The sequence below is a fragment of the Lysinibacillus sp. NPDC097287 genome, from assembly GCF_044761695.1.
GTDB lineage: Bacteria > Bacillota > Bacilli > Bacillales_A > Planococcaceae > Lysinibacillus.
Map to the genome: position 1 here is coordinate 402,766 of NZ_JBIWCX010000001.1, position 24,864 is coordinate 427,629.

The following is a 24,864-nucleotide window of genomic DNA, read 5'->3' on the forward strand; positions in this document are numbered from 1 at the left end:
AGAATTTTCACTATATTAATAATGATAACACTCCAAACAAGCCGTAACAATAATAAAAACACAACGAAATAACTGTTTTTTTGTAGAAAAATGTCGTTTTTTAGTAAATGAAAAAAGAGATTCCAACTTGACTTTTGGAACCTCTCCACAAATTAATTTTTTAATAAGCGATTCGATAAGAATAAGCCTAGCCCACCAATTGTCATAAATAGTAATGCACGAATCAGTAAATCTAGTGCTGATAAATCAAAGAATACTAGTTTCACTATGGCGAAAGCTAAAATCGTAAAGCCAGTTAATCTTAGAATTCTCAAGCTTCTCACTGAGCTAAGCCATAGCGAAATGCTTGCGAACATAAAGAGCGTAATTGTCGTCAATGCAATACGAATCGTCCAATCAAGTAGCTGATTATAAGCTAGCTGATAAAGGAGACCCCATACGCTAACCATCACAAGCACAACTCCAGTGCTTATAGAATGGTCTGTAAATTTCTCCATTAACTTATGATACTTTTGAGCAATGCGCCCATTCATATAAATATCCACGATAATAGCCACAATTACAGCCATATACACGAGCCTTGTTACAATATTAAGCCATTCTATGCCTTGCATATTGTAGGGAATCAAAGTAAGCGACATTGTAATTAGCATGAAAAACGCCCCTAGGATCGGCGTTACTACTCGCCCTATATACTTGTCTGGCACGATAAGTGATCCAGCAAAAAGAACAGCGAGCACAATACACATCCAGTGTGGAAGATCAGTAACACCCGCAAAATAGGCTGCATCAATTTTTCCGATATAAGCCAAGAAGTAGGAACACGTGATTACGGCTAAAAAATCAACTGCATAAATATCCTTCATTAATTTCTCGAATAAATTCAGTGTCTCTTTCGGACGCTTCGCATACACATAAATCACAATCAGGTACACAAGTGGTAACACTAAACTAATATGTCCAATACTAAAAAACGGCACTGGCTCATGTATGAAGTAGCTTAAAAGAACTGTAATCATAAAAATAAATGAATTAATAACCTTCATCACACTTGCCCTTAGTCGCAATGCAATCATCACACCGACGAACGCACTAAACGGTAGTAGCAATCGATCAACATCGTCCGGTAAATTCATTACAAGAAGTACATTAAGTAAAGTCAAAATCGCAAGCGTTCCTGCAACATCAAACGCTTCTTGAAGCTTATGTTGATGTCCATAAAATGTCATCCCTATAAACAAACCAAACATAATTAGCAGTAGCACTTCACTGTAGGCAAGACTACTTACAAGTAAATTCATCAGTAATAAACTAATGCCACTTACACTAAATAGCAGACCAGCATGTACCCTCTTCCATACTAGCTCTACGATATCCATACGACACCAGCTCATGAAAAACATGGCTAATACACCTAGCAATGTTAAAGCAAAAACAGTTTTATTATCACCATTTATTAGCGACAAAATGCTAATAGCGAACACTGAGAAAAAGGTTGCTACGTATAGCGCAATCTTTTGCTGGTGTTGAATGATGACAAATTGCAGTGCGCCAAATAACACCACGATAAAGCCTAAAATAATAACTGGACTAAATTCCATATATTCGAGTAAGTACGGTAACAGCAGTGATGTAAAGGCAACAAATGTTGTGAGAACCTCGTTTTTCTTGAAAAAGCTTATAGCTATGCCATATCCGATATAAAATAGTGCAATCATAAGTGCCACATACAATCCCAAGACCTCATACATAATTGCACCTGCAGCTGTCGTTAAAATCCCGATGATAAATGCGCCACCATAGAGTGAAATCGTAATGGCCTCTGAGCCGAGCTTCTTGTTCTCTAACACGTATGCTGTAACCGCTAAAGCCACAGACAATACGTAAGCGAGGATGATTTTTACCTCGTTGGATAAATAGCCGTAATCGCTCACTAATTTGAGTCCCCATAATACGCCAAGTACCAAAATAACCATAAACACTTTCGGCAATGCCCACATAATACGTTCCTCTAATGAGCGCGTTGGTTTCATTACTTTTTCAATGTCTGGCTCAGGCTTTGGTTTTGCCTTTGGTTTTTGTGCTATCGATGGATCTAAGATGATAGGCTTACTCATAATATTTTTAGGACTTTGCTCTTTTTGCCGGTGTTGCTTCAATGCATTGACTTCCTGTCGCAAATCCACAACTTCTTGCTCTAACTTCGCGATTCGTTGCTCCATTTCCGCTGACATTCGACCATCCTCCTTACTTTTTACTTCTTCTCTCAAAGTACCATGGTTACTTAAAATATTAAATCACACTTTTATTATTTGTTATTTTTACCTTTATTTTCTTACCAACTATATTATCATATAATTTTAGGGTGACGGGAATCACAATCTACTCAACACACTTACAATTAAATTTTTTGCCGGGTGCTGAATTTCTCCGCCGAACGCTGAATTGTCGCTGTGGGTGCTGAAATATTCTATGACCTTCGATTCAGCCTCCACTTTAATGATGAACCATAAAATTTATCTCGGTCTTCTGTACATCCGTGCACGTTCACTATCGCTCATACCGCTTGTTGTGGGATCGACAACGACACCCATTAATACGAGAATTGATAAAACTGTATTTAAAATGGATGTTAGTTGCTCACCCATCATATTTGTTAAATCATAGCCAAAAACAGCTCCCACTTGTTGTGCAAGTAAAAACACTAAAGAAAATATCGCCAATAAAAACGGCTTATGCATAAAACGCACTTTCCAGTTAATTCTCATACAAACTCACCTCCTCCCTCCTCATGACATTATATGCGGTGGTGAGAGGTGAGCTTATGCAAAGATGGAACTGTTAAAAGTAATTGGAACGGCATTTCTCTTCTAGAATAAGAGCAACAAAAAAAGCAACCTCACGAATTGAGACTGCCTGTATAACTCGATATTTTAATAAAAATAAATCTTCAGTATTACATCTCACACTTCTCACAAAAATATTGTAAGTTAAACTTAATCACTGTAAGTTCTACTATACTATCAAGTTATTTCTCATGTATTTCGGGTATTTTTTCGCGAATTGCTGGATGTTCTGGTGATAGGAATTAGTTTTAGCGAAGTTATATGCAAGTTGTATTTCATCAGAGTACATTAAAGAATGATGGAAATGTTGTTCGATAAAATGTTTGGCCGGAAGATAATGTTTATTGATGGAAATAGCTCCGTACTTATCGGGATGATCGATAATATAAATCAAATCACATAATACTTTTTTAGCTTTATAGCAGAGCTCAACGGAAATATAAAATGTTTTCTCATCACAACGGTTTAAATTAAAGCTATGGTAAGAAACTTCTAACTGTTGAAAAAAGGCAGGGGCATGTGAATTATACAAGTCTTTTATAAGCATCAATGATTTCTCCTTTTTTACATACTTTATCCAAAAGTTATCGACGGAAAATGTAGCTTACAATTGCTTAATAACTGCTCTTTTTTTAATCATCATTTGCTTCTTTCATAATCTCTCACAATTATAGTTGTAGTAATTTACTCTACTAGACGAAGGTTAAAATTAGGTTAAATTCCACAAATAATTTCCTTAGTTTTTGTGAAATTTTATATTCCAATAGAATATAGGAGATTTATTTTAGTCCACATCTTCATATAAATAGATATATGCTACAGTAGGTGAGTTAATTAAGCATTTTTTTACATATCTATTAGAGTGGGAAGTTGATTTCCGCTACAGGATGCCCGTTTTACTTGGGCAAGCTCCGAGCTGCTTAGTTGAATAAGAAAAAAGAGCCGACTGAACAGCTCAACAATCCTTCTTTAAAGTACCCCGTTTGTTTAAGTACACGTCTTCATAAACTTGTTCTTTTTCACATTTCATTTATTACAGGAATGTTGCTCTTTCAGTTAAAAAAATAAATTGATACAAAAAAACCGTCAATTGCAAGACGGCTGTTTTAAACATCTTCAGATAATCGTTTGGCTTCATCGATAAGTTCCATATTAATCATTGCCTCAATTACTATTTCATTCAATTCTTGGTGATCTTGCAAGACATAATTAAACTGAATGTCCCTAAATAATGCAAGTCGTGAGGCAACAGGTGTGGAATAAAGGTATTCCTGCAACAGCTCCAAATCAGGATCTGTGTGCTTTTGAATCGGGAATAGTATATGCTTTTCACCTTGAAGAAGTGGAGTAGTAACGCCCAGTCCATCCTGTGTTTGGATACTTACATTTCTTTGCCTATCCAGTTCGACCCTTTGAACATACACATACGGTTTATCAATAATAGGTATCTGGAGAAACTTTATGACTCTCTCCCGTACTAATTTGTCGTTTGCAGATGGTTGATATGCAGCCTCTTCACCCCAGCGTTCTCTAACTGCTAAATAATTTTCTTCACTATCGAACTGGTTATAGAACAATTCACTGTCAGTCATATTTACGCTTAAAAATTCTCGTAGATTCTTTGCAACTATACGAGTTGGTCGGTCAAAATCCATAGGACAAACGCAAACAATTGGTGCTAACTCAAGATCAGTTACAGAACCATAATCAGTAAGGAACCCATAATGAATACCGTCTACACCAATATTTCCAAATACGATCACATCACTAGGTGTGTTAAAATATCTAAAGTCCTCAAGAGAAAGATAAAAATTAAGACCAAGATACATTTGTTCAGGGTCAACAAGAACATTTTGTAAGTCAATTAACTTTTGTAGTGTAGGTGGTATATTGCATTTTCCAAAATTAGTGTGCATTATGTTAGCCCCTTGTATATTTCCCATAATATTACTTACCATTTAAACTTTAACGAAAACCATACCTTATTGCACTATACTGCCCCGTTAGCCACCCCTGTAGCGCAAAACCAACACTACACCACAGAAAATGAAAAATTTTCACGTTCTTTCATGGGATTTGAATAAGAACTTTTATTTCTAGATAAAGCGGTATTTACGTGAAAATTGCGTGATAACCAAAATACTCGTTAACCCAACAACTAGATACCATATTATATTAAAAGGAACTATGTACATTAATACACCAAATAAAATAGCTGTTAAAAAGCTAACTGTAATTGATTGTACATTCGTAATTTTATCTTGAATTAAATAATATAAAGTGAATGGTAGTGCTAAAGTAAATAACGGAATATAAATTGTTACAATAGATGTTTCAATGAGAGATATTGAAAGCACGGCTATTATGAAACCTATTGACGTAGTAAGCGTTCTTCCTACAAATACTTTACCAGTAAAATAGTCGTATAGCAGAATAAACATAATCGTTAAACTAGAACAAATCCCCGTTATTAAAACAAATGAATGGCCTATAAAGAAAGCTGCTATTGAGAAACAAACTAAAGAAACGAATGGCAACAGCAATATTGAAGGATTTTGCACTTTTTCTATATTCATTACATTTGTAAAACCTACAAGAAGTAATAAAGTAAATGGAATCGTCAAATATCCTAATTCAAAGTGATTACCTAGATAAATATGACTAACCTCGAGTTTGCCGACCAATATTATTACAAGTGACGCACAGATTTGACCAAGCATTCCCCAAATGATTGATAATTTAAAAGTTTGAGTAAGCTTATCCATAATTACAATTGAAACTATACCAATAAATAAAGCTAAATATAACAAATTTTCCCCTCCCTATATAATTCTTTAGAAATACTCAAAGTTAAATATTCTCATTTTAATTATATAGTATGTGTAAAAAAATAACACAAATACCATAGCAATGCTTATTAAACTAACCTACTGCGTTAGCTCAATAAGAAACAAGAGCTCTTTAAGCAGCTCTACGAACTTCAAGTAATGCCTCTGTTAGTACAATAATGGCTCTAGTCAGATTTATGCGGATTTACAACGATAAGACTTCATTTTTTATACACGATTTTATTCATCAAAGACGATGGTGCAACATTACTTCAAATGCTTCAAAACCTTTGCAATGACTGACTTTTGCCAAAAGTGCATAAAACAACGCATAAATAATGTTCATAAGTAAAACCACGAAACGTTGATTTTCCACAACATTCGTGGCCTTTAAGTCTGTTTCCAAACTTTCATTTGGGAACGTTATTTACAATTAGTTTGGATACTTTATAAGTCCATCTTCTACAATCACGTGAGCGAGTTGACAATAGTCTAATTAGACTCTAAAATAAATAAGTCTAATTAGACTATTGAGTAAAGGAATGAAATTTATATGGTAAAATCTTTTTTAATGTTAGGGCAATCAAATATGGCAGGTCGTGGCTTCTTGCATGAAGTAGACCCAATTTATAATGAAAAAATAAAAATGCTTCGTAATGGTCAGTGGCAAATGATGACAGAGCCGATTAATTATGACCGCCCTGTTGCTGGAGTTAGTTTAGCAGCATCATTTGCTGAGGCATGGTCGAAAGCCAATCCAGATGATGAAATTGGTTTGATTCCTTGTGCAGAAGGTGGTAGTTCTTTAAACGATTGGCATCCACAAGGTACTCTTTTTCAACATGCAATATCTCAAGCTCGTTTTGCACTTGAATCTAGCGAAATCTGTGGCATCCTTTGGCATCAAGGGGAAAGTGATAGTAATAATGCTCTCCATGAAACGTATTATGAGAAATTATCTGTTATCATTGAAACTTTAAGAAAAGAATTAAACCTGGAAGATGTTCCATTAATCATTGGTGGACTTGGAGACTTTTTAGGGAAAACAGGCTTCGGAAAGTATTCAACCGAGTTTCAAGAAATCAATGAACAATTACGAAAATTCGCTGATGAACAGCAAAATTGTTATTTTGTAACAGCGGAAGGGTTAACAGCCAATCCAGATGGTATTCATTTAAATGCCGTTTCTCAACGTAAATTCGGATATCGCTACTTTGAAGCATTTTCGAAAAAGGGTCATATATTAGAGCCTCTTGCGGATGAAGATCAATCACTAAAAATAAACAATAACTATTCGAAAACTGAACTAATCTATATTCACAGTATGAATTTGGCTCTTGGTAAAATCACATACGCTGAATTTGAAGCACAAATGGCAAAGGTGATGCAGCCTTGATTCCTTTACTTATCCTTGGTTTATTGATTCAAAACCCTGGCGCTCATGGATATGAACTATTAAGTTTAATGGAAAAACGACATTATAAATATATCATTAACTTTACTAAGGGATCTTTTTATTACAATTTGCAACAACTTGAAGAAAAAGGTTTGATTGAACAAACAAATGAAACACGCCCTAGCAATGGTCGAGAAGTGAATTCTTTTAAAATCACCGACTCAGGAATGGAAGAATTCGAAAAATTAATGTACAAATATGGCACTAAATCGGAGTATGTAAACTTACAATTTTATGGGGCATTACTCTTTGCAAATGAATTCGATAAAAACAAACTATTAGAATTAATTCAATCTCAGATTGACCAAACTGAAGCACGAATTGCACTTCTTGATGAATATTTAGCACTCACAAATAAATTATCTGGTAAATTAGATTATTTCCGTCGCATGAACGAAAATTCTCGTTCTCACCATTTAGTGAACTTAAAATGGTTTAAAGAATTAAAGGCAGAAATAGAAGATACTACTGTGTAAAAAAATAAAAACGAAAATCCCGTATTATTAAGTAAATCAGATACGGGATTTTTTTTATGGAACTGTGTTTTTATAGAAACCCTTAAACAAAGTTACCAAAGCGTCCTTTGGTAACATTAAGAGCTTAAAGTTGTAAATCCGAATTTTTCTGATGCTACCCCGTTTAGAATAAATTTTGATTATAAATCACTTTAAATCCTTGATTTAACTGTATATAAAAAGCTGTCATTTTGAATAAAGGTTGATCAAAATGACAGCTTTCTTTTATTTTTAATAACTGTTTTTTATAAAAAAGATTGATTATTTTAATTCTCCCTATTCCACTAAAGTCCTTCTAATTGGTTCAATAGATAATCACATAGATCCTTATATATTGATTGTCCTTTTAAACTCGAGATAATGTGTTTTGCATTTATTTCTTTATCAGCAAAGATACAGTTCAAGTAATATTTGAACTCTGCGATAGTTGGTAATTCAGTTTTGTATATCTCGTAGGTGTCAATATGATAGGTTTTTAACAACGTTTTTAATGCTTCGTCATCTTTGTTTATTCCGTGATAATTATGGTAGTTATTGTTTAGACGGTAATCAAAAGCTGATATTATCTTTAATAAAGCTTTGACTTGATTTTCCTCGAATTCAAAGTCTAAAGCATACATAAAAAAGGGAAAATCATCGTCATTAACCATAGATTTAAGTAGTTTGATTTGATATTTTAATTTTCCGATTTCTTTCTCAATATTCATTTCTTCACCTCACTTATTACATTAGCATAAATTGGATATTTCTCCTTATTGAATTAACCTGCTCCGTCAGCACAATTAGAAAAAAGAGCCGTCTAAGCAGCTCAATATTCTTCAACCAAAGTCCGCGTTTGTGAAATAAGAAAATGTGATTTCCCTACTTCTTAATTCAAACTGTTTAAATTATTTATACGGTATAGGTTTATTAACTTAAATCAGTTCCCCACAAACCGTTTAATAACACAATATATAACGTGAATATTGCTGTTATTATAGTAAAGATTATCGGGATAATTCTTAAAGCTTCATTTTTTCTTATTGTTATTATAAAGATAACAAAAGATACTATTGTGAAAACATAATAAAGATAAAACATTTGATAATATGTTAGTGGTCCCAAAAATAATCCTAGTACCGAAAATTGAATTAAAAAAGCTAAGTTAGAGATAGCGACCCACTTCAGATTATTTTTAATTAATACTATATTTTTAATCGATAATAATATTAAAATTATAACTAATGCAGCAAGCAGCCATTCGTATACGAAAAACAATGATTCATTGTTTACTGCAAAATAATTGCCAAGAACGGATAACGGTATAATTAAAAGTAGTAAATAAACATTTAATTTAAGATTAAAGGTCTCTTTAATTTTTTCCCTCTCCTTTTATACTGCTCTTATTGGATAACATCTCGTTATCATATTACCACAAAAAAACCAATATATTATTAGAATAAACTGCCCCGTTACATAATAAGAAAAGCTGCCTTCGACTTTGGCAGCTGGTTCTTAAACTCTTGACCCGTTAGTGAAAACACCTATAAATGATCAGTTTAAAATCTATTCTACACCTTAATTCAAATTGAATAATTTCGAAATGATTTCAACACTTCCTGGATAAAACATAAATATTGAGAACGAAATACATAATAGTCCAACAAATACCAAACTAATCTTTCTGTCCCTAATAAGTCCCTTAACTACCAAAATAAACCTACAAATAATATTAAGAAATACCAAAAGCCCATAATTTCTCCCCCCCGTTTAACCTAGATAGACGTTACCGTTCACTATAAAGTTCTGCTTCTTTTGCTTGAATACAGATGAAACGAATTTTCACATGTAAACAAAAGTCCCATTTGCTTATTGAACTAATCTGGTCCGTTAGCACAAGAAGCGACAGCTCTTAATGAACAACCGCCTCCGTTAGTGGAATAAGAAGCTTTTTGTTTACAATTTGTCCTTGGTATTAAGGGCTTAGAGGTAGAATTATAATTAGCTAACATAAAAAAAGTGACGAGTATTTTTTTAACTCGTCACTTTTTCATTATAATTTCACAAGTGTTCTTCCTCTTGCTTGACCTTTTAGTAACATAGGTAAAACTTCTGGAAGTTGCTCAAGTGTTACTTCTTGCTGAATGAATTCATTTAGGTCTGCTGGTTTAAAGTCTGTCGCTAAACGTTCCCATACTTTCAATCGAATATCCATTGGACAATAAACAGAATCAATTCCAAGTAAATTTACCCCTCTTAAAATAAATGGGAAGACTGTTGTTGGAAGTTTTGTCCCCGCTGTTAATCCACTGATAGCAACTGAACCGCCATATTGAATTTGACTTAGTAGAGATGCTAGTGGTTCACCGCCTACTGAGTCAACTGCAGCCGCCCATTTTTGCTTTCCTAATGCTTTAATTTTCCCATCAAATACCTCATCACGTGAAACAATTGAAGTAGCCCCAAGGTTTTTCAAATACGCTTGTTCAGATTCTTTCCCCGTACTTGCTTCAACTTGATAACCGAGAGTTGAGAGAATAGAGACAGCAAAACTACCAACGCCACCAGTTGCACCTGTGACAAGCACCTTGCCCTTTTCTGGAGAAACACCGTTTTCTTCTAGTCGTTGAACGGACAATGCGGCAGTAAAACCAGCTGTTCCGATAATCATTGCTTCTTTTAATGTAAGACCTTTTGGAAGGGGAACAATCCATTGTGCAGGAATACGAGCATACTCACTATAGCCACCGAAATGGGAAACACCAATTTCATAGCTAGTCGCAATAACTTCGTCTCCTTCTTTAAAGCGAGCATCACTTGACGATACGACAACTCCTGCTAAATCAATCCCTGGTACAAATGGATAGCTATTGACGATGTTACCATTTGGAATAGTAGCGAGACTATCTTTATAATTAATCGATGAATAAGTTACTTTCACTAAAACATCGCCTTCTGGTAGATCTTTCAGCGTAAGTTCACTAACTTTCACAGTAAAATTATCATTCTTATTTACTACCAATGCTTTGAAGCTATCTATCATTTTAATCACTCGCTTTCAGTTATACATATTACAAATTGTACTTTAATAATATTTGTTAAACAACTTTATATCTCGTAAGGATTTATAATTATGAAATTCATTTTATTTAAAACACCTTTTGATAATTACTTGAAAATAAGTTGGAAACTTATCCATAGATTCCAACTTTATTAGTTCTCTACAATTGTTTCTTTTTCGAAAATAAATTGACAGAATATTCTTTCTGTTATATGGTTGGTTACACAAGTAATTAACCAACTGACCTGGAGGTGGATTGTGAAGCAATCATTAAATAACGAAAAACCTATTTTCCTACAAATTCGCGAACGCATTGAAGATGCTATTCTCGATGGTATGTTACAGCCTGAAGATCGCATTCCATCAACAAATGAATTTGCGAAGGAATATCAAATCAATCCAGCTACTGCTGGAAAGGGCGTGAACGAATTAGTGGATAAAGGGGTTATTTATAAAAAACGTGGCGTCGGTATGTTTGTTAGTAGCGAAGCGCGGACGATTTTAATTGAGGAACGTAAGGATAACTTTTTTACGCAACATATTGAACCATTGAAAAAAGAAGCAACTAGATTAGGCATTTCAGATGAAGAATTACAAAATATGTTACAAAGGGGTTAACGTATGATCATCGAGGCGAGAAATGTTAGTAAATCGTTTAAACATAAGCAGGCATTAGAAAATGTAACCTTCAAAATTGAAGGTCCGAAAATCATTGGTTTTTTAGGTCATAATGGTGCTGGCAAAACAACTTTTTTAAATCTGTTAGCTGGGCTTACTTCAACAACTGGTGGAGAAATTTGCGTCAACGGTGAAAATGTCTTCAATGCTTCCCACGTTTTAAGTAATATTTGTTTTGTTGCAGAAAGTGGAAACTTTCAAGACGAAATGACCATCTCCCAAAGCCTAAAGGCAAATAGCTTCTTCTATCCGAAATGGGATGATGACCTTGCCAGGGAGTTGCTTCAAGTATTTGCCGTCAATCCAAAAGATAAAGTGAAAAGCCTATCAAAGGGTATGGTATCTGCACTTGGTATTATTACAGGCTTCGCAAGTAATACCGCCATCACGATTTTTGATGAACCCTATATCGGGCTAGATGTAGCTGGGAGAAATACATTTTATAATTTATTGATTGAACAACAGACTGAAAATCCAAGATTATTCATATTATCAACGCATTTAATTGATGAAGCGAGTGAGCTATTCGAAGAAATTCTAATTCTACATGAAGGCAAATTGCTGCTACAAAAGGATAGTGATAAATGGCGTCAACATGTCGTTGCGGTAAAGGGTCTACCACATGACGTGGAACAGGCAATTAATGGCCTTGAGATGATTTACAAACAGTCCTTTATGAATGAAATGACAGCAATAGTTTATGCGAATGGCAAAACAATTGCGTCCGAAAATATTACGCTTGGAAGTGTGTCGTTGCAAGACATGTTGGTGTATTTAAGCAAACAACAGAAGGCGGGGTCAAGTAGATGAATTTATTAAAAGGTAGCTTATATGTCTTTTTTCAAAGCTATAAAAAACAAAATATTATATTCTGGATCATTTTGTTTTCAATTGTCTTTCTATCATTTTTCTTAGATTCATTTTTCGGTAAGTATATTTCTTTTGCTATAACTATCTCCATTCCTGTTTATATCTTTTACAGCACAATGGCTTCTAAGATTTTAAATAGAACAATGCCTTACTTTTTAAAGCTAGGCTTAAGCCGCATCCAGTATGTGTTGCATATTGGACTATTCTTTCTTACTTGGAGCATTGCCGGTGCTGTCATTATTGCTTGTACGCATGAAATCATCACATTCTTTTCCAAACTGTTAGATGTAAAAGATATTATCATCATTCACCCCATTTTACTTTTCGATACTACCCAACCATTTTTGCTAATAGTTGCTTTTGACTTTGTATTACTGCTGTTCTGCCTAATCTCTGGGCTGTTACTAAATGTAGTCTTTTATCGCTTCGGGACAATTGGTGGCTACAGCTTTATTGGTGCTCTTGCTTTGATTCCAATCGTCATGATTACATTTCAATGGTATACGCCACTATTTGAAATGCTGTCAAAAGCTTCGTTTATCGCTATACTAAGCAGTTTTCTACTTATGATTCTTTTGCTCTACACATTGATTACAGGTGCATTACGAAACGCATCTGCAATTCCTGCATAGTGATTTTCCCTTTACAAAATATATATAAAAACATCTAAGACATGAATCCTAACCATAAGATGTATGGTTATAAGAAAATTTGTCACGAAGGGAATCATCTGAATGAACAAAAAGGTCATCCTTAAAATCATTGGTTTGGAATTACTTCTGATGTTTTTCTATGTATTAAATGGAGCCTATGTATCAATTGTGCAGCCTTCTAGCCCATTCTTTCAGTTTGCCATGCTAATACCACTAGCAATAGGACTCTTTATATATATTGCTATCAAAAAGAAGTGGGACCATTACTTCTTTAGAAATATCAATAATAGTAGTATTTTAATAATCTCACCACTTCTTCTTGTTTTATGTATCATTTTATTTAGCACAAAAGGCTTGAATATTGAATCATTCACGGATTTACTATTCATGTTTTTGATGCAGATGTTCATCGTAGCATTTATTGAGGAAACAGTTTTTAGGGGGATCATGCTTCGGATGCTGTTAGCGAAAGGGACATTTACAGCCATTTGGATTACTAGTATACTTTTCGGCGTGACACATTCCTTACAGCTTTTTGGTGGTCAATCGGTTGAGGACACGGTTTTACAAATTGCATATGCGCTGCTTGTAGGTCTTGTTCTTTCGTTGCTAATAATAGATGGTCAATCCATTATTATGACAATTCTATTCCACGGCTTCAATAACTTTTTCAACTTTATGGGCAATGAAGAAAGTTCTATGATGTCAGCAACTATCATTATTTTCGTATTATTTGTATACACGATTTTCTTGTGGAGACGAGTGAAGAAAAAAGTGAAGCTTCTAAGGCTAACATAGTAAATATCAAATAATGCCAAGACCGTTCAATCAGGCACTTGGCATTGTTATTTTTATTTGTAAGATTTACTTAGCTAAACATTATAAGCTTATACAAAGTCATTGAAGAATTTTTCCTATTGCAAAGATTGAAGTGACAATAAGGTTCAACAAACATTAAGTAACAAAATGCCAAACTAAAATTAATGGGCTATTAAAGAAGTACTTCTCTCATCTTTTAAACATGCCCCTACCTAGCTATTTGCTTTTGTATACCAATTGTGAGCGTTTGAAAATAGTATTTTCTCAGCTACTTTTGCATCGAATACTTCTTGAATGAGTGCGATGTCAGTAGCCTGGAAAGGTCGCTTTGCACGGGTAGACGGTAAATCTGTACCAAATAGTAAGGCATCGGGATTTGCTTTGTAAATTTCCTTCAAGGCCTGTTCGACATTGAGCTCAACACGTCCAAAGCCAGTCGCTTTCACACGAACCCCCCGCTCCACGAGCTTAACTAAATGCGGTAAACCCGCTTCCGATAATCCTAAATGATCAATTGAAATCGCCGGTAAACACTGAAGAATAGGCGCAATTTCCGGCAATTCCTGCGCGTCGATATACAGCTCACTATGCCAACCAACCAAATCAAACACACGTCTTGCAAAATAATCGAGCTTCGATATATCCTCTGAACCACCACGCTTGATATTAAAACGTAAGGCCCTTACACCCTTGTCATGCAGGGCCAAGATTTCTTCATCTGTAACAGTGTAAGGCAATTGCGTTACGCCATAAAACGACGGGCCCATTTGTGCAAGTGCCTGCACTAAGTACCCTTGGTCAAAGCCTTGAAAAGAACCCGAAACAATTGCTCCACCCGCTACATTGAAATTAGCTGTTTCACGTAAATAATCCGCCACCACATAACTCGGCGGTATGTACCCCTGATTCTCCTGTATCGGAAAATCAAAATCAATAATATGAAAATGCGCATCAAAAATCTTCATAAAATCACCCCTTACATACAGCTTAATCGTTTCAAGTAATAAAATAAACCATAATAATAGTAACTAACATATGATCAAAAATATTTTATCAAACTAATTACTATTGATTATTTTCAAGCAATTTCCCCTCGCTGCAAAGAATATTTATTGGATACACAATGCTATCTAAACAAAAAAATACTTGGCTCTATATACTAGTAGCATCAAGTATTTCCGTTTTGGCTATTTAATGAAACAATCGTTTAATATACACGGCTTACTGTTCTAATTTCTTCAAAATATCAACTATCTTTTGTTTATTTTGATGACCTATCATGTCCCCATAATTAATATCTTTCTTTGTTCTTGCCACAAACTCAGCAATCCAATCACGTTGACCTTGATCATTTGCATCCGTCTCAAACATACTAAAATTTTCTACAATTGGACTTGGCGCATTTTGTTTTATGTATCTCGTCGCCCTCTCATAATCAAACGTTAAGGTAATAACTTCCTTTGTAGAAATTTCCCCCGTTGCGTGCAGTGCTTTTGATATTTCGACGATATCTTCAAAAGTAGCATTGCGTACATCATACTTATTCGAAAGTTTTTCATAAATATTAGTAGTATTTTTCGGTTGGTTATTTACTTGTTGTGCATTATCTGTCGATTGACTAATCGATGATAAAAGTGCTGTAGCAAAATCTTTGGTAGTATCTAGTTGAGGGGAGTAAGTAACTGATTAAAATGGACTAATAGAATTAATTTTCATGTTTTCACCTTCTATTTTAAGTATTTAAAAACTATGGCTCTTTATTAAATATCGGAACTACACCACATATATAAATACTTTTATTCCCTTTATAACCAACATCCGGTTATTGGTCCTCACAACAATCCAACAACCTTGTTGCTATTTCACGCCAGTTAATAAAAACTTCCTCAGTATGTAGCACCGCATACCTCGAACCAAACATCGTGCCACCGTACAATGGCTTTTCATAAACGATATTTAGAATCAATTGACGGTTGAGTGTCATATCATCTATCGGCTTAATGGATTCAGAAAGCTTCCAATAGATATTTTGAATATGATCCACACATACTCTCTCAACAGCCATCTGTCCATAGATGCCACCCCACCAAGATAAAAATAATTTTACACTTTCGGAATAGCCAAAACGTCCATTGTCATCGTCTTCAAACAGTCGTTGATAGAACTCGGGTTCAAGTTCAAAAATGCCATTATGATCATATAAACTATTTTTCATATTTTTATTTACTGCTTCATTCCATAGTTCTTTAAATGTTATTTTAAATTCTACACCCTGTAATAGCCCCCATTGCGAGCTGTCCACATATGGAAATAACGGTCGTTGATTGTCTACATTTTGGCTGTTTTCAAAAATATTTTGTATAAACACTAAATAGTTTAAAGAGTATGGGGCACTACTTCGTATAGTTAAGTGATTCTTATTTAAATCCTCACCACGCATCATTTTATCTACACCTACTTCATTTCGAATTAGCTTACATCTTTCTTCCACCAATAATAGTTATTAATCTTATATATTAGTGAAGCACATCATTATTACCATTAGTAATGATAATATCCTCGCTACTGATCATTGCTTTGATGTCGTCTTATGTAGAAATAGTACTCGTAACAACATTATTTATTGATTCATCATCAAATGTTAAATCTGTCTGTTTGAGAACAACTGAACACGAAACAATATAGTTGTCCTTCTTTCTGAATCAGCAACAGCACTTAACATTACCAATACATCATTCATATGAACTATCTTTATTCAGGTTTGTTGATTCACCAATTGCAGTTTATTACTTCTAAACCAGGCACTTACTGCAATACAGATAAAGAATAATGCACTACCTGCTGTAATCACAAAGAAAATCCTACCACCAACTGTTGAAGCATTAATTAATAAACTGCTAGTAACCATGAGTAAACAACTTGTAATACCAGATAAGTAAATTGCAAACTGACGATTATGTTTGTGAATGAAAAAAGCCATTACAATAACAATATAAAGACCACTAATTACCATGATCGTTGGAAATAGTGGTTGATATTTAGCTGCGTAGACAAAGTAATCAAGCTGACTAATATCACGTCCATTCGTTATCTCGATATTAAATATTTTCGAAAATGGTGTTGAGTACTTCCATTCCAAAGAGTTATCAATAATGCCACTTCCCTCATACCAAGCAACAGCCATTGATCCCAATAAACCTAGGAATCCAACGATTAGTTGTAACACATATTTAAACAATTTCCGTCCTCCTAATAAATCACTTTGAAAAACAAGATACCATTAATTTCACTCCACTTTAGCCGACCCTTCTTTAAACGAGCAGCGTACCAAATACACAACAGGCTTATCCTTTAATTCGGTCGCTATTGCAGTTGGATCGTTGCCAATCTCCCCCCAGCTCGATTTAATGATAAGTGACTCTTCTTCAGAATAAATTATTTGTCCGATTGCCATATTGTCCGTTAACGGCGTAACATCTTCAAGAAGCGAGCTCTTTCCGTATCTGCTGATAGTTGGCAGTTCAATAAGACTTTCCGTTGAATCAGAACCTGATTCACTGACAATGACCATTCTAACAAGTGCATTGGGTGTATCTAGAATTTCCCGAACAGTGAAAAGGATTTGCCCAGCATCGAAAATTCCAGTCCTCATACCACCAATCTTTTCGTCCGACAGTTGCCCATATTCATATTTTTCAAGCCATACTTCCAGCTCTCCACCTCGTTCGTCCACTGAAACATCATAGATAAACAATGTCTCGCCTGCGGCAGCTCTCAACAAATTTTCTTCACGCGCATCCATTTGAGCATTTCTAATTGTATTCTCACGAGTTTCCTCTACGTCTTCTTGATTGCAAGCCACTAATACCGTCACAAGCAGCATGCACCAAAGTACTTTTCTCAACGTTTATTACCACCTTCAGTTTTCATCTATAAATATAAAATTATCTTATTACAACAGTGGAAGACCTTAGATACCACAATGAAATAAACAATATTTTCCACTAAACAATTGTTTTGATATATTAATAAGCTTTTCAAACTGTTGTATAGTGCTATCTCTATTAAAACTTACTAAATCCTCCAATAAATAATTCACTTCTCAGGTCATTATCAAAAGTAATAACAATTGAGATTGCTACAGCCTTTTCTATCCAATCACTACACTTCTCATTGAGCAACGTAAAATTTATCTCATCATTTCACTGTATATGTATAAGTTATAAAAAGCTGGCACTAGTAGCGCAACTGCTAGACAAAATACAGCAGCTAACTTAGCTTGTTTAATTAATCGCTCATCATTGTTTTTCAAATGTTGAAAGAAAGTTAATATACAATAAAGGCAAAGTACGATACAAATTGTTGAAAGAATGCCCATCCAGTTTGCCGCGCCAAATAAACTTAAATTTTCCATAATTACTCCTCCTATCCTTTCAAATATAGAACATCTAAATACTGCTAAGCCATTTTCTTTAGAATCTTATAATCTTTAGTTTTATTAATCGCGATGTTATTTCTTTCAGCATACCGCTCCAATTCTTCAAAAACAGCGTCTGGACTAAACAACGCAATGCGCATATTCCAGCCTTTATATAATTTCACGATGGCTATCCTCGTATTCCAACTAACTCGTTTAAAATGGATCATCTGAACATCCTTTGCATTCGCTTGTTTCACATAAATCGCAAAAGTGAAAAGTTGGATGCGATAGAGCAGCGTCTGTTCATTTATTTGAAACTCATACTTCACAAAAAACATCAGCACACAAATAAGGGACAAAAATATTGTAAGTACCATAAAACCTGTATCTCCCAAGCTTCCGAAGAAAAGTATTAAATCCACTCCTAGTAAAAATACAAATAGCAGCTTTTGCGTAGTTGCTTTATACATCAAATAACCACCCCCTACTTTAAGATTTTTATCAATTTGGATTTAAGGTGAACTCCAATGGATTAATGAATATAAGTCCATAATCAGAAGCAAAAATGCAATGATTAGCGTGGTAATAAAGATAATGATGGATTCTTTTGTCTTTAATTACTTTACGCTCGAAAGAATAATGGTAACTAAAAAAAAATGAATCCAAAATCTCTGTTAGCTAGCCTATAATATCTCCATTTATCACCTATTTAACGCTATTTTTATAGACAGTCATAAAGCCTGAATCCTGTATGATTAAGTTCTTCCTAGCAATCAGAGGCAGTTTAAATGTATAAAAAATTTGTTGTTCCGTTTCTTTTTCAACAATAATCTCCATCTCATCTAAACGCTCTTGCAACATCAAGCTCTCTCTTAATGCCACTTCCAAACCATTGTTACGATGATGCTCAATCAAAAGCTTTAGGTTCTGTCTAATAAGGTCTATATCATTCATTGTCGTTTCACGGCACGCTGTTTTTTTCATAGCAAGCAATTTTTCAATCTGCTCTTGATGCAGAAATTTATCTGATATGATTGACACCTCCAAATTTAGAAGTTAGATATATTCCTTAACGTACAACTATCACAACTCGGACAACATATTCGCTAAAATAATTCAATAGATCTTCTAACCTGAAACTCCATGCATCGTTGCTGCGATGAATACCTTATTAATTTCATCTATCATTTCCCCTTACTATTCACTACAAATCATCTTCTAAATAGTTCCATTTTTATTTAGGAATTAGTTCTGAAATATTCATCTTATTCTTCACTCACTAACTCTAATTGATTTCCACCTACAACCCTTTATTGACAACTATATACATTATACCTAGAATTAGTAGGTAAAACTCATAAAATATTAGAGGAGAATAATAATATGAATAAAAAAATTGCTATGTTTTTAGTTTTTCTGCTTTCATTTTCACTATTACTTCCAGCAAAAAGTCCAATTGCTGCTGGATTTTCAGATGTGCCCACAACCCATACAAACTATGACGATATCATGTATCTGCTTGAAAAAGGAGTAATCGAGGAATCGTCTACTTTTGGTGTAACAACTATCGTCACGCGTGAAGATGTGGCTGTTATGATCGCCAAGGCATTACAACTTGACGGTAAACCACGTGAAACGAAATTTAACGATGTCCCATCTTCCAACAAAAATAGTGGCTACATTCAATCTGCTGCTGAAGCTGGTATTATCAATGGCTATGATAAGGGGCTATTTAAACCGACTGATCAAGTAACACGAGGGCATATGGCGGCATTTATTGCACGTGCATTTGACTTACCTGCAGGTAGCAAAACATTCACTGACGTGCCAAGTAAACACACTGCATTTGACGCAGTTAAACAACTAGCCGCTGCGAACATCACAACAGGCTATTCTGATGGTACATTCAAACCACAAAACAACTTAACACGCGCACATATTTCAGCATTTCTAGCACGTGCGATTCGTTACCAAGAAACAGGTGTGGCAATTCCTACACCTGCGTCAAAACCTGCACCAACACCAGCTCCAAAGCCAACACCAAGTCCTGCACCTCAACCCGACTTGGACTCAGGCACTTACGTTATTCCAGGCGCACCAACATCCTTTGAAAACTGTACAGCTCTAAAAGAGTATTATCCGAATGGTGTTCAAAAAGGGCATCCAGCCTATACACCTAAGATGGATCGCGATAATGATGCTTGGGCATGTGAATCAAACTAAACTAATTTTCAGCATAGAAAAAGCGCCGGAGCCACACAGGCCGACGCTTTTTCCTTTATATCATATATTCCTTCCTATCAATCGCTCGTTTTAATCATTGATCACGTTCTTTTAAATAATCTTCATATGCTTCCTTGACCTTATCTTTTTTAGTCGATAAAGGCACCACTTTTTTATGTATATCATTCAATAAATATAAGCCTCTAAATATGCAGCCAGCTATAATTCCAAAAGTAATAACCCCACCTATCAGCGGTCCCATCATCAATAGAATAACGGCTAAAACCATACTCAAAAATATTGATAATAGTAAATACATTCTGCCCCTCCTTCAGTCACTACATTTTCAATAAAATTTTCAACTGGCCTCGACCTGCATCCTCTGTGTCACATAAGCAAACTGATTTTCAATTGCAACACATATCTACCTCCTACTCGACCTTAATCATACATAAATAATTTGTTGAAGTGTTGAGGTTAATTTGATGACTGCCTTTTGAATAAATAACGTTTGTACCATCTATCTGCCCTTGTTTCCATCCATTTTTCTTGATAATCAATTTATAACTAAGTGGAATACCATTATCACCTGAAGCCGGTGACCAATCGTATGTTTTTCTAAACTCGGTTTCCTCTTTGGCTATGAGCTTTGCCCCTATTGGAACAGGAAAATCATACATTTCCTCTGCCAACTCATACCGGGAATCAGAAAAAAGATAATACAATACGCCAACTGCCATTAATAAAGCTACCGTAATAAATACATTTACTTTTTTCATGCTATACCCCCTCATCTCCTAGCTATCATCGTACATTAATTGGGAATAAAAACAAATCATTGTTGCCCAACATGCCTTTTCCTAACCTAACAATCTGCTTCCTTAGATAATGAAAATGCCTACATTTTAATACAATGCAATTCATTTTCCAAACGTTATTTTCAATATTAAACTTTCAGATTTAGCTATTGCATAAAACCACTTTTCCAGGCTCTTTTTTAGAAAAGTACAGAAACTGAGAGATTCACCTAGCTATGAATAGGCATACAAATAGTTCAATTAGTCATACACCTCATATATTAACTAAGAATCATAACTAATCAAAACAGGAGGTTATAAAAATGAATAAACGCAATCGTCACCAATCACATGGTTGCCACGGAAGAAATCCTCAATGCTGTCCATCTCACATGATGCCAACTCCATATGGTGCATCTCAGTTTTCACCACAAATGATGCCTGGTCAGTATGGTCCATCTCAACTTTCACCGCAAATGATGCCTGGTCAGTATGGTCCATCTCAGCTTTCACCGCAAATGATGCCTGGTCAATTTGGTCCAGGTCAATTTGGTCCAGGTCAGTTTGGCGCAACTCCGCTTTCAACGCAAATGATGCCAACTCAGGTCGCTCCAACTCAGTTTTCACCGCAAGAGCAATTCGTTCGCACAAATGTCATGCACACAGTTGTTCCACATGTTCATCCAGCACATGTTACAACAGTTAACAAACACATCATCGATCATCAGCACCATTTCCCAGTAACAGAATCCGTTGTAAATGAATGCTGTGAAAATCATACGCTGTGCGAAACACCACACCACCATAAATGTGATAAATAGCCAAGAGAATAAGCCGCATTCTCTTAATCAGACTCGTTCTACAACTACCTTCTTTTTTTAAAAAAACCACATTGATACGCCAGGCTAATGCCTGGCCTTTTTGTATGACTGCTATTATCGAGTTAATTTCTACGTTATTTTCCCCAAGTTTTTCACAGTCAGTTAAGATAAAGTTATGATAAACTATGTTTGAAACTTTCTTTTCCTATAAACGTCCACGTTTATTACATACACTTGAAGGGACTGAACTATGCGCAGATAGCAATATTTTTTATCCAACTGTCTATAAAAATTGGAGGGAAAAGTATTGATTACAGAACTACACACAGAAAGATTACATTTACGAAAAATGAACTTAGCTGATTCTCCAAATTTGTATAAAATTTGGTCTGATCCTGATGTTACGAAATTCATGAATATCGAGAGCTTTACCCATGAAGATCAAGCTATAGAGATCATTGAGATTCTTGATGAATTAGCGCAGGATCAAAAAGCTATTCGCTTTACGATAATTGAACGACAATCGAACGAAATCATTGGAAGTTGCGGGTTTAATTCAATTGACTTTGAAAGTGAAAAAGCTGAAATTGGTTATGACATTGCTAAAGCATATTGGGGCAAAGGCTATGCTCCTGAAAGCATCAACGCCTTATTAGATTATGCTTTCCAGACTTTAGAGCTCAATCGAATTGAAGCAAAAGTCGAGCCTGAAAACGTGAACTCAATTAAAGTTTTACACAAATTAAATTTCACATTTGAAGGCACACTTAGACAATATGAAAAAGCTAAAGGAAACTTTATCGACATCAATATGTACTCACGCTTAAGAACAGATTGATTTAGATTTCCCAGGGGATGTCCAATAAGTCCCTTTAAGCAGAACAACTACCTTTCTATATGGTAAAAATCCGCTTCGCTTTCCGCGGGCACAGCGTAAGTCGCAACCCTCGCTATGTGCGGTTTGTTGCGTCTTACTTCTTGTGCTATTCCCGCAGGAGTCTACGCGGATTTTTACCTGTATATCAAAAAAAGCATACTAAAAGTTCAGCATACTATCTTTTCTTTTAGGATAGCCCATTTTATTTTGTGATTACTTCAACACGATAGACATGTCAACTTTCAGTTAAATCTACTCATCTTGATACATTGCTAAAATTTCTTCTGCGTGTGTACGCAAACCATCTATTAATGCCTGTGGTTCTAAAATGCGTGCATGCATGCCCAATCTATAAAATAATGGCGTGATAAAACTAATCTCCCCTTCATCAATATCTGAATCGATGTATCCAGTTCCATCTTCATTTGTCACAACAAGCCCCTCAAAACTAGGTACACTTTTACATTGACGTACCCCTTCCATTGTCAGCTGAACGTGCAACCGAATTGGCTTTTGTGCTTCATTCGAATCAAACCATTGCTCTAAATTTATGAATCCGTCATCATTTGTTTCCTTTGATAGAATGGAATGAATGCGATCTACACGATACAGTAAAATTTTTTGCTTACGATAATCATATGCAGGTAAATACCATAATCCATCATGGGCATAGACACCAATTGGTCGAATATGTTTTGTGGTCACCCCTGATTGTGATTCATATTGAATGCGTAAATTTGTTGTTTCAATAGCCGCTTCTAAAACTTCTTTCAATAACGGTGTCTCAATGGATCTTTTAGGGCTCCAAAAGGCAACATAGGAACGCATTTTATCAATTTTTATTTTGGTGTCACTTGGTAGTGAACTATATAATTTTTGGGCAACTGAACTAGTTTCAGCATCAAAAGGTAAGTTTCGATAAAAACCAAGTGATTGGAATGCAAAAAAGATGGCGACCGCTTCTTCTTCTGTAAATAAAATAGGCGGCAGCAGTCTGTTAGGTAATACTGTATATCCCCCGTTTCGACCTTGCTCCGCGTATATTGGTAAACCCATCTCACTTAAATCCAAAATATATCGATGAACTGTACGGATCGATATTTTAAATTCATCCGCTATTTCCTGTGCTGTAAACTTCTTTTTCGCATTTACAAACATCAGAATATCTAACAAACGTTTTGCTTTTGACAACTTTTTTCACCTTACCTTTTAAACATGCCATTACTTGTCATGTTTTAGAGTTAGTATAGTGTATACCTTATAATTTTATCAATAAGGGACATATTCATAATATTGAGGAGGACTTATTATGTCACGTGGAGTTATTTTATATATTGGCGTTAGTTTAGATGGATTTATTGCGAAAGAAGACGATGGCCTGCAGTGGTTAGAAGAAACTGAGGGTGAAGGTGACAATGGCTATACAGAGATGTATGACTCGATCGATACCACGATTATGGGGAAAAGAACATATGACTACGTTATGGAACATGCTGATGCTTTTCCTTATCCTGATAAGAAAAACTATGTCTTTACAACTTCTGAACAAGGCTCAACAGAATACGTGGATTTTGTGAATGAAGATGTCGTAGCATTTACCAAAAAGTTAAAAGGACAACAAGGCTCTAAAATATGGATGGTTGGTGGCTCTGGTATACTCGATGCTTTTGTAAAAGAAAATTTAATTGATGAATACATTATTACAGTCACACCCCATATATTAGGTTCTGGAATTCCATTATTTAAAGAAAAGAATCCACAAATAGATTTAGAATTAGTCGATACAAAACGTTATGGACAGTTTGTACAGCTGCATTATAAAGTAAAATAATGTTCAGTTATTTGACAGTTTTCCTTATCCATAATCAATGGATTTAAACCGGCTCAAAATCTGGCGTATGCAGGAAACTAATCGTGGCAACTCTGTCAAATAATAATAAATTCTGAAAAAGGACTTGACCTCGAGGTATTATCATACTATAATTTCGATTATTATTCTAAATATCAAATGAGCGATGACA

The 24,864-nt window shown here is 35.0% G+C and carries 28 protein-coding genes and 1 other annotated feature (1 of these 29 only partly in view); of the genes, 10 read left to right on the forward strand and 18 right to left on the reverse strand.

Annotated features, from left to right (window positions below; all coding sequences use genetic code 11):
- Positions 1 to 152: 152 nt before the first annotated feature.
- The 5 genes from ACIQ2D_RS01875 to ACIQ2D_RS01895 all read right to left on the reverse strand — a co-directional run bounded on the left by ACIQ2D_RS01875 (position 153) and on the right by ACIQ2D_RS01895 (position 5,656).
- Positions 153 to 2,234 carry a DUF2339 domain-containing protein gene (locus ACIQ2D_RS01875; RefSeq protein ID WP_402858517.1) on the reverse strand — a complete coding sequence of 694 codons (2,082 nt, stop codon included), beginning with the start codon at positions 2,232 to 2,234 and terminating at the stop codon, positions 153 to 155.
- Between the two features lie 282 nt (positions 2,235 to 2,516).
- Positions 2,517 to 2,768 carry a phage holin gene (locus tag ACIQ2D_RS01880; protein ID WP_402858519.1) on the reverse strand — a complete coding sequence of 84 codons (252 nt, stop codon included), beginning with the start codon at positions 2,766 to 2,768 and terminating at the stop codon, positions 2,517 to 2,519.
- Positions 2,769 to 3,015: 247 nt separating this feature from the next.
- Entirely contained in the window at positions 3,016 to 3,393 is a 378-nt protein-coding gene (locus tag ACIQ2D_RS01885; protein ID WP_402858522.1) for a hypothetical protein, read from the reverse strand.
- Between the two features lie 559 nt (positions 3,394 to 3,952).
- Positions 3,953 to 4,762: a hypothetical protein gene (locus ACIQ2D_RS01890; RefSeq protein WP_402858525.1), complete on the reverse strand. Its 810-nt coding sequence runs from the start codon at positions 4,760 to 4,762 to the stop codon at positions 3,953 to 3,955.
- Positions 4,763 to 4,942: 180 nt separating this feature from the next.
- Positions 4,943 to 5,656, reverse strand: coding sequence for an MraY family glycosyltransferase (locus tag ACIQ2D_RS01895; RefSeq protein ID WP_402858528.1), 714 nt, complete (start codon positions 5,654 to 5,656; stop codon positions 4,943 to 4,945).
- A gap of 571 nt (positions 5,657 to 6,227) precedes the next feature.
- Here ACIQ2D_RS01895 and ACIQ2D_RS01900 point away from each other — a divergent pair.
- Positions 6,228 to 7,070 carry a sialate O-acetylesterase gene (locus ACIQ2D_RS01900; protein WP_402858531.1) on the forward strand — a complete coding sequence of 281 codons (843 nt, stop codon included), beginning with the start codon at positions 6,228 to 6,230 and terminating at the stop codon, positions 7,068 to 7,070.
- Entirely contained in the window at positions 7,067 to 7,606 is a 540-nt protein-coding gene (locus ACIQ2D_RS01905; protein WP_402858534.1) for a PadR family transcriptional regulator, read from the forward strand. Before ACIQ2D_RS01900 ends, ACIQ2D_RS01905 begins: the two co-directional genes overlap by 4 nt.
- A 323-nt stretch (positions 7,607 to 7,929) precedes the next feature.
- On the opposite strand, the gene ACIQ2D_RS01910 is transcribed toward ACIQ2D_RS01905, so the two are convergent.
- Both ACIQ2D_RS01910 and ACIQ2D_RS01915 read right to left on the reverse strand, forming a co-directional pair.
- Positions 7,930 to 8,352, reverse strand: a complete 423-nt coding sequence (locus ACIQ2D_RS01910; RefSeq protein ID WP_402858537.1) for a DUF1878 family protein — start codon at positions 8,350 to 8,352, stop codon at positions 7,930 to 7,932.
- Between the two features lie 1,325 nt (positions 8,353 to 9,677).
- On the reverse strand, positions 9,678 to 10,667 hold the full coding sequence (locus ACIQ2D_RS01915; RefSeq protein WP_402858540.1) for an NADPH:quinone oxidoreductase family protein: 990 nt from the start codon (positions 10,665 to 10,667) through the stop codon (positions 9,678 to 9,680).
- Positions 10,668 to 10,943: 276 nt separating this feature from the next.
- Between ACIQ2D_RS01915 and ACIQ2D_RS01920 the strand changes: the two genes are divergently transcribed.
- The 4 genes from ACIQ2D_RS01920 (at position 10,944) to ACIQ2D_RS01935 (ending at position 13,684) form a co-directional block, all read left to right on the forward strand.
- Complete coding sequence (locus ACIQ2D_RS01920; RefSeq protein ID WP_402858543.1) at positions 10,944 to 11,303, forward strand: GntR family transcriptional regulator; 360 nt, start codon at positions 10,944 to 10,946, stop codon at positions 11,301 to 11,303.
- A 3-nt stretch (positions 11,304 to 11,306) separates the two neighbouring features.
- Positions 11,307 to 12,173, forward strand: coding sequence for an ABC transporter ATP-binding protein (locus ACIQ2D_RS01925; protein WP_402858546.1), 867 nt, complete (start codon positions 11,307 to 11,309; stop codon positions 12,171 to 12,173).
- Positions 12,170 to 12,865, forward strand: coding sequence for a hypothetical protein (locus ACIQ2D_RS01930; RefSeq protein ID WP_402858549.1), 696 nt, complete (start codon positions 12,170 to 12,172; stop codon positions 12,863 to 12,865). The genes ACIQ2D_RS01925 and ACIQ2D_RS01930 overlap by 4 nt, the downstream gene beginning before the upstream one ends.
- A 102-nt stretch (positions 12,866 to 12,967) precedes the next feature.
- Positions 12,968 to 13,684, forward strand: coding sequence for a CPBP family intramembrane glutamic endopeptidase (locus ACIQ2D_RS01935; RefSeq protein ID WP_402858552.1), 717 nt, complete (start codon positions 12,968 to 12,970; stop codon positions 13,682 to 13,684).
- A gap of 233 nt (positions 13,685 to 13,917) precedes the next feature.
- On the opposite strand, the gene ACIQ2D_RS01940 is transcribed toward ACIQ2D_RS01935, so the two are convergent.
- The 8 genes from ACIQ2D_RS01940 to ACIQ2D_RS01975 all read right to left on the reverse strand — a co-directional run bounded on the left by ACIQ2D_RS01940 (position 13,918) and on the right by ACIQ2D_RS01975 (position 19,118).
- Positions 13,918 to 14,670 carry an amidohydrolase family protein gene (locus ACIQ2D_RS01940; RefSeq protein WP_402858555.1) on the reverse strand — a complete coding sequence of 251 codons (753 nt, stop codon included), beginning with the start codon at positions 14,668 to 14,670 and terminating at the stop codon, positions 13,918 to 13,920.
- A gap of 256 nt (positions 14,671 to 14,926) precedes the next feature.
- Positions 14,927 to 15,076: a hypothetical protein gene (locus tag ACIQ2D_RS01945; RefSeq protein WP_402858558.1), complete on the reverse strand. Its 150-nt coding sequence runs from the start codon at positions 15,074 to 15,076 to the stop codon at positions 14,927 to 14,929.
- A gap of 451 nt (positions 15,077 to 15,527) precedes the next feature.
- Positions 15,528 to 16,148 carry a group-specific protein gene (locus ACIQ2D_RS01950; RefSeq protein WP_402858561.1) on the reverse strand — a complete coding sequence of 207 codons (621 nt, stop codon included), beginning with the start codon at positions 16,146 to 16,148 and terminating at the stop codon, positions 15,528 to 15,530.
- A 312-nt stretch (positions 16,149 to 16,460) separates the two neighbouring features.
- Entirely contained in the window at positions 16,461 to 16,943 is a 483-nt protein-coding gene (locus tag ACIQ2D_RS01955; protein ID WP_402858564.1) for a YjdJ family protein, read from the reverse strand.
- Positions 16,944 to 16,991: 48 nt separating this feature from the next.
- Positions 16,992 to 17,609, reverse strand: a complete 618-nt coding sequence (locus tag ACIQ2D_RS01960) for a hypothetical protein (RefSeq protein WP_402858567.1) — start codon at positions 17,607 to 17,609, stop codon at positions 16,992 to 16,994.
- Positions 17,610 to 17,894: 285 nt separating this feature from the next.
- Complete coding sequence (locus ACIQ2D_RS01965; RefSeq protein WP_402858570.1) at positions 17,895 to 18,119, reverse strand: hypothetical protein; 225 nt, start codon at positions 18,117 to 18,119, stop codon at positions 17,895 to 17,897.
- A gap of 44 nt (positions 18,120 to 18,163) precedes the next feature.
- Positions 18,164 to 18,595, reverse strand: a complete 432-nt coding sequence (locus tag ACIQ2D_RS01970) for a diguanylate cyclase (RefSeq protein ID WP_402858573.1) — start codon at positions 18,593 to 18,595, stop codon at positions 18,164 to 18,166.
- Positions 18,596 to 18,830: 235 nt separating this feature from the next.
- Entirely contained in the window at positions 18,831 to 19,118 is a 288-nt protein-coding gene (locus tag ACIQ2D_RS01975; protein WP_402858576.1) for a hypothetical protein, read from the reverse strand.
- A 390-nt stretch (positions 19,119 to 19,508) separates the two neighbouring features.
- Here ACIQ2D_RS01975 and ACIQ2D_RS01980 point away from each other — a divergent pair, with 390 nt between their 5' ends.
- Positions 19,509 to 20,348: an S-layer homology domain-containing protein gene (locus ACIQ2D_RS01980; RefSeq protein ID WP_402858579.1), complete on the forward strand. Its 840-nt coding sequence runs from the start codon at positions 19,509 to 19,511 to the stop codon at positions 20,346 to 20,348.
- 94 nt (positions 20,349 to 20,442) lie between these two features.
- Here ACIQ2D_RS01980 and ACIQ2D_RS01985 read toward each other — a convergent pair whose 3' ends face one another.
- Both ACIQ2D_RS01985 and ACIQ2D_RS01990 read right to left on the reverse strand, forming a co-directional pair.
- A complete protein-coding gene (locus tag ACIQ2D_RS01985) occupies positions 20,443 to 20,667 on the reverse strand; it encodes a hypothetical protein (RefSeq protein WP_402858582.1) in 225 nt (74 codons plus the stop codon).
- A gap of 112 nt (positions 20,668 to 20,779) precedes the next feature.
- Complete coding sequence (locus ACIQ2D_RS01990) at positions 20,780 to 21,127, reverse strand: hypothetical protein (RefSeq protein WP_402858585.1); 348 nt, start codon at positions 21,125 to 21,127, stop codon at positions 20,780 to 20,782.
- Between the two features lie 341 nt (positions 21,128 to 21,468).
- Here ACIQ2D_RS01990 and ACIQ2D_RS01995 point away from each other — a divergent pair, with 341 nt between their 5' ends.
- Together ACIQ2D_RS01995 and ACIQ2D_RS02000 are read left to right on the forward strand one after the other, a co-directional pair.
- Positions 21,469 to 21,966, forward strand: a complete 498-nt coding sequence (locus tag ACIQ2D_RS01995; RefSeq protein WP_402858588.1) for a CotD family spore coat protein — start codon at positions 21,469 to 21,471, stop codon at positions 21,964 to 21,966.
- 307 nt (positions 21,967 to 22,273) lie between these two features.
- Positions 22,274 to 22,804: a GNAT family N-acetyltransferase gene (locus ACIQ2D_RS02000; RefSeq protein ID WP_402858591.1), complete on the forward strand. Its 531-nt coding sequence runs from the start codon at positions 22,274 to 22,276 to the stop codon at positions 22,802 to 22,804.
- A 291-nt stretch (positions 22,805 to 23,095) separates the two neighbouring features.
- On the opposite strand, the gene ACIQ2D_RS02005 is transcribed toward ACIQ2D_RS02000, so the two are convergent.
- Entirely contained in the window at positions 23,096 to 24,034 is a 939-nt protein-coding gene (locus tag ACIQ2D_RS02005; RefSeq protein WP_402858594.1) for a helix-turn-helix transcriptional regulator, read from the reverse strand.
- Between the two features lie 118 nt (positions 24,035 to 24,152).
- On the opposite strand from ACIQ2D_RS02005, the gene ACIQ2D_RS02010 reads away from it, so the two are divergent.
- Complete coding sequence (locus ACIQ2D_RS02010; RefSeq protein WP_402858597.1) at positions 24,153 to 24,674, forward strand: dihydrofolate reductase family protein; 522 nt, start codon at positions 24,153 to 24,155, stop codon at positions 24,672 to 24,674.
- A 175-nt stretch (positions 24,675 to 24,849) separates the two neighbouring features.
- Positions 24,850 to 24,864: a binding site (T-box leader), on the forward strand; it runs 213 nt beyond the window's last position.

Excerpts from the sequence above, each read along its gene's own strand:
- ACIQ2D_RS01875 (WP_402858517.1), bottom strand. The coding sequence starts at position 2,234 with ATGTCAGCGGAAATGGAGCAACGAATCGCGAAGTTAGAGCAAGAAGTT.
- ACIQ2D_RS01990 (WP_402858585.1), bottom strand. The coding sequence starts at position 21,127 with ATGAAAAAAGTAAATGTATTTATTACGGTAGCTTTATTAATGGCAGTT.
- ACIQ2D_RS01885 (WP_402858522.1), bottom strand. The coding sequence starts at position 3,393 with ATGCTTATAAAAGACTTGTATAATTCACATGCCCCTGCCTTTTTTCAA.
- ACIQ2D_RS01995 (WP_402858588.1), top strand. The coding sequence starts at position 21,469 with ATGAATAAACGCAATCGTCACCAATCACATGGTTGCCACGGAAGAAAT.
- ACIQ2D_RS01915 (WP_402858540.1), bottom strand. The coding sequence starts at position 10,667 with ATGATAGATAGCTTCAAAGCATTGGTAGTAAATAAGAATGATAATTTT.
- ACIQ2D_RS01930 (WP_402858549.1), top strand. The coding sequence starts at position 12,170 with ATGAATTTATTAAAAGGTAGCTTATATGTCTTTTTTCAAAGCTATAAA.
- ACIQ2D_RS01945 (WP_402858558.1), bottom strand. The coding sequence starts at position 15,076 with ATGTTTGAGACGGATGCAAATGATCAAGGTCAACGTGATTGGATTGCT.
- ACIQ2D_RS01965 (WP_402858570.1), bottom strand. The coding sequence starts at position 18,119 with ATGGAAAATTTAAGTTTATTTGGCGCGGCAAACTGGATGGGCATTCTT.
- ACIQ2D_RS01950 (WP_402858561.1), bottom strand. The coding sequence starts at position 16,148 with ATGATGCGTGGTGAGGATTTAAATAAGAATCACTTAACTATACGAAGT.
- ACIQ2D_RS01935 (WP_402858552.1), top strand. The coding sequence starts at position 12,968 with ATGAACAAAAAGGTCATCCTTAAAATCATTGGTTTGGAATTACTTCTG.
- ACIQ2D_RS01925 (WP_402858546.1), top strand. The coding sequence starts at position 11,307 with ATGATCATCGAGGCGAGAAATGTTAGTAAATCGTTTAAACATAAGCAG.
- ACIQ2D_RS01985 (WP_402858582.1), bottom strand. The coding sequence starts at position 20,667 with ATGTATTTACTATTATCAATATTTTTGAGTATGGTTTTAGCCGTTATT.
- ACIQ2D_RS01980 (WP_402858579.1), top strand. The coding sequence starts at position 19,509 with ATGAATAAAAAAATTGCTATGTTTTTAGTTTTTCTGCTTTCATTTTCA.
- ACIQ2D_RS01890 (WP_402858525.1), bottom strand. The coding sequence starts at position 4,762 with ATGCACACTAATTTTGGAAAATGCAATATACCACCTACACTACAAAAG.
- ACIQ2D_RS01880 (WP_402858519.1), bottom strand. The coding sequence starts at position 2,768 with ATGAGAATTAACTGGAAAGTGCGTTTTATGCATAAGCCGTTTTTATTG.
- ACIQ2D_RS01900 (WP_402858531.1), top strand. The coding sequence starts at position 6,228 with ATGGTAAAATCTTTTTTAATGTTAGGGCAATCAAATATGGCAGGTCGT.
- ACIQ2D_RS01940 (WP_402858555.1), bottom strand. The coding sequence starts at position 14,670 with ATGAAGATTTTTGATGCGCATTTTCATATTATTGATTTTGATTTTCCG.
- ACIQ2D_RS01970 (WP_402858573.1), bottom strand. The coding sequence starts at position 18,595 with ATGTATAAAGCAACTACGCAAAAGCTGCTATTTGTATTTTTACTAGGA.
- ACIQ2D_RS02010 (WP_402858597.1), top strand. The coding sequence starts at position 24,153 with ATGTCACGTGGAGTTATTTTATATATTGGCGTTAGTTTAGATGGATTT.
- ACIQ2D_RS01910 (WP_402858537.1), bottom strand. The coding sequence starts at position 8,352 with ATGAATATTGAGAAAGAAATCGGAAAATTAAAATATCAAATCAAACTA.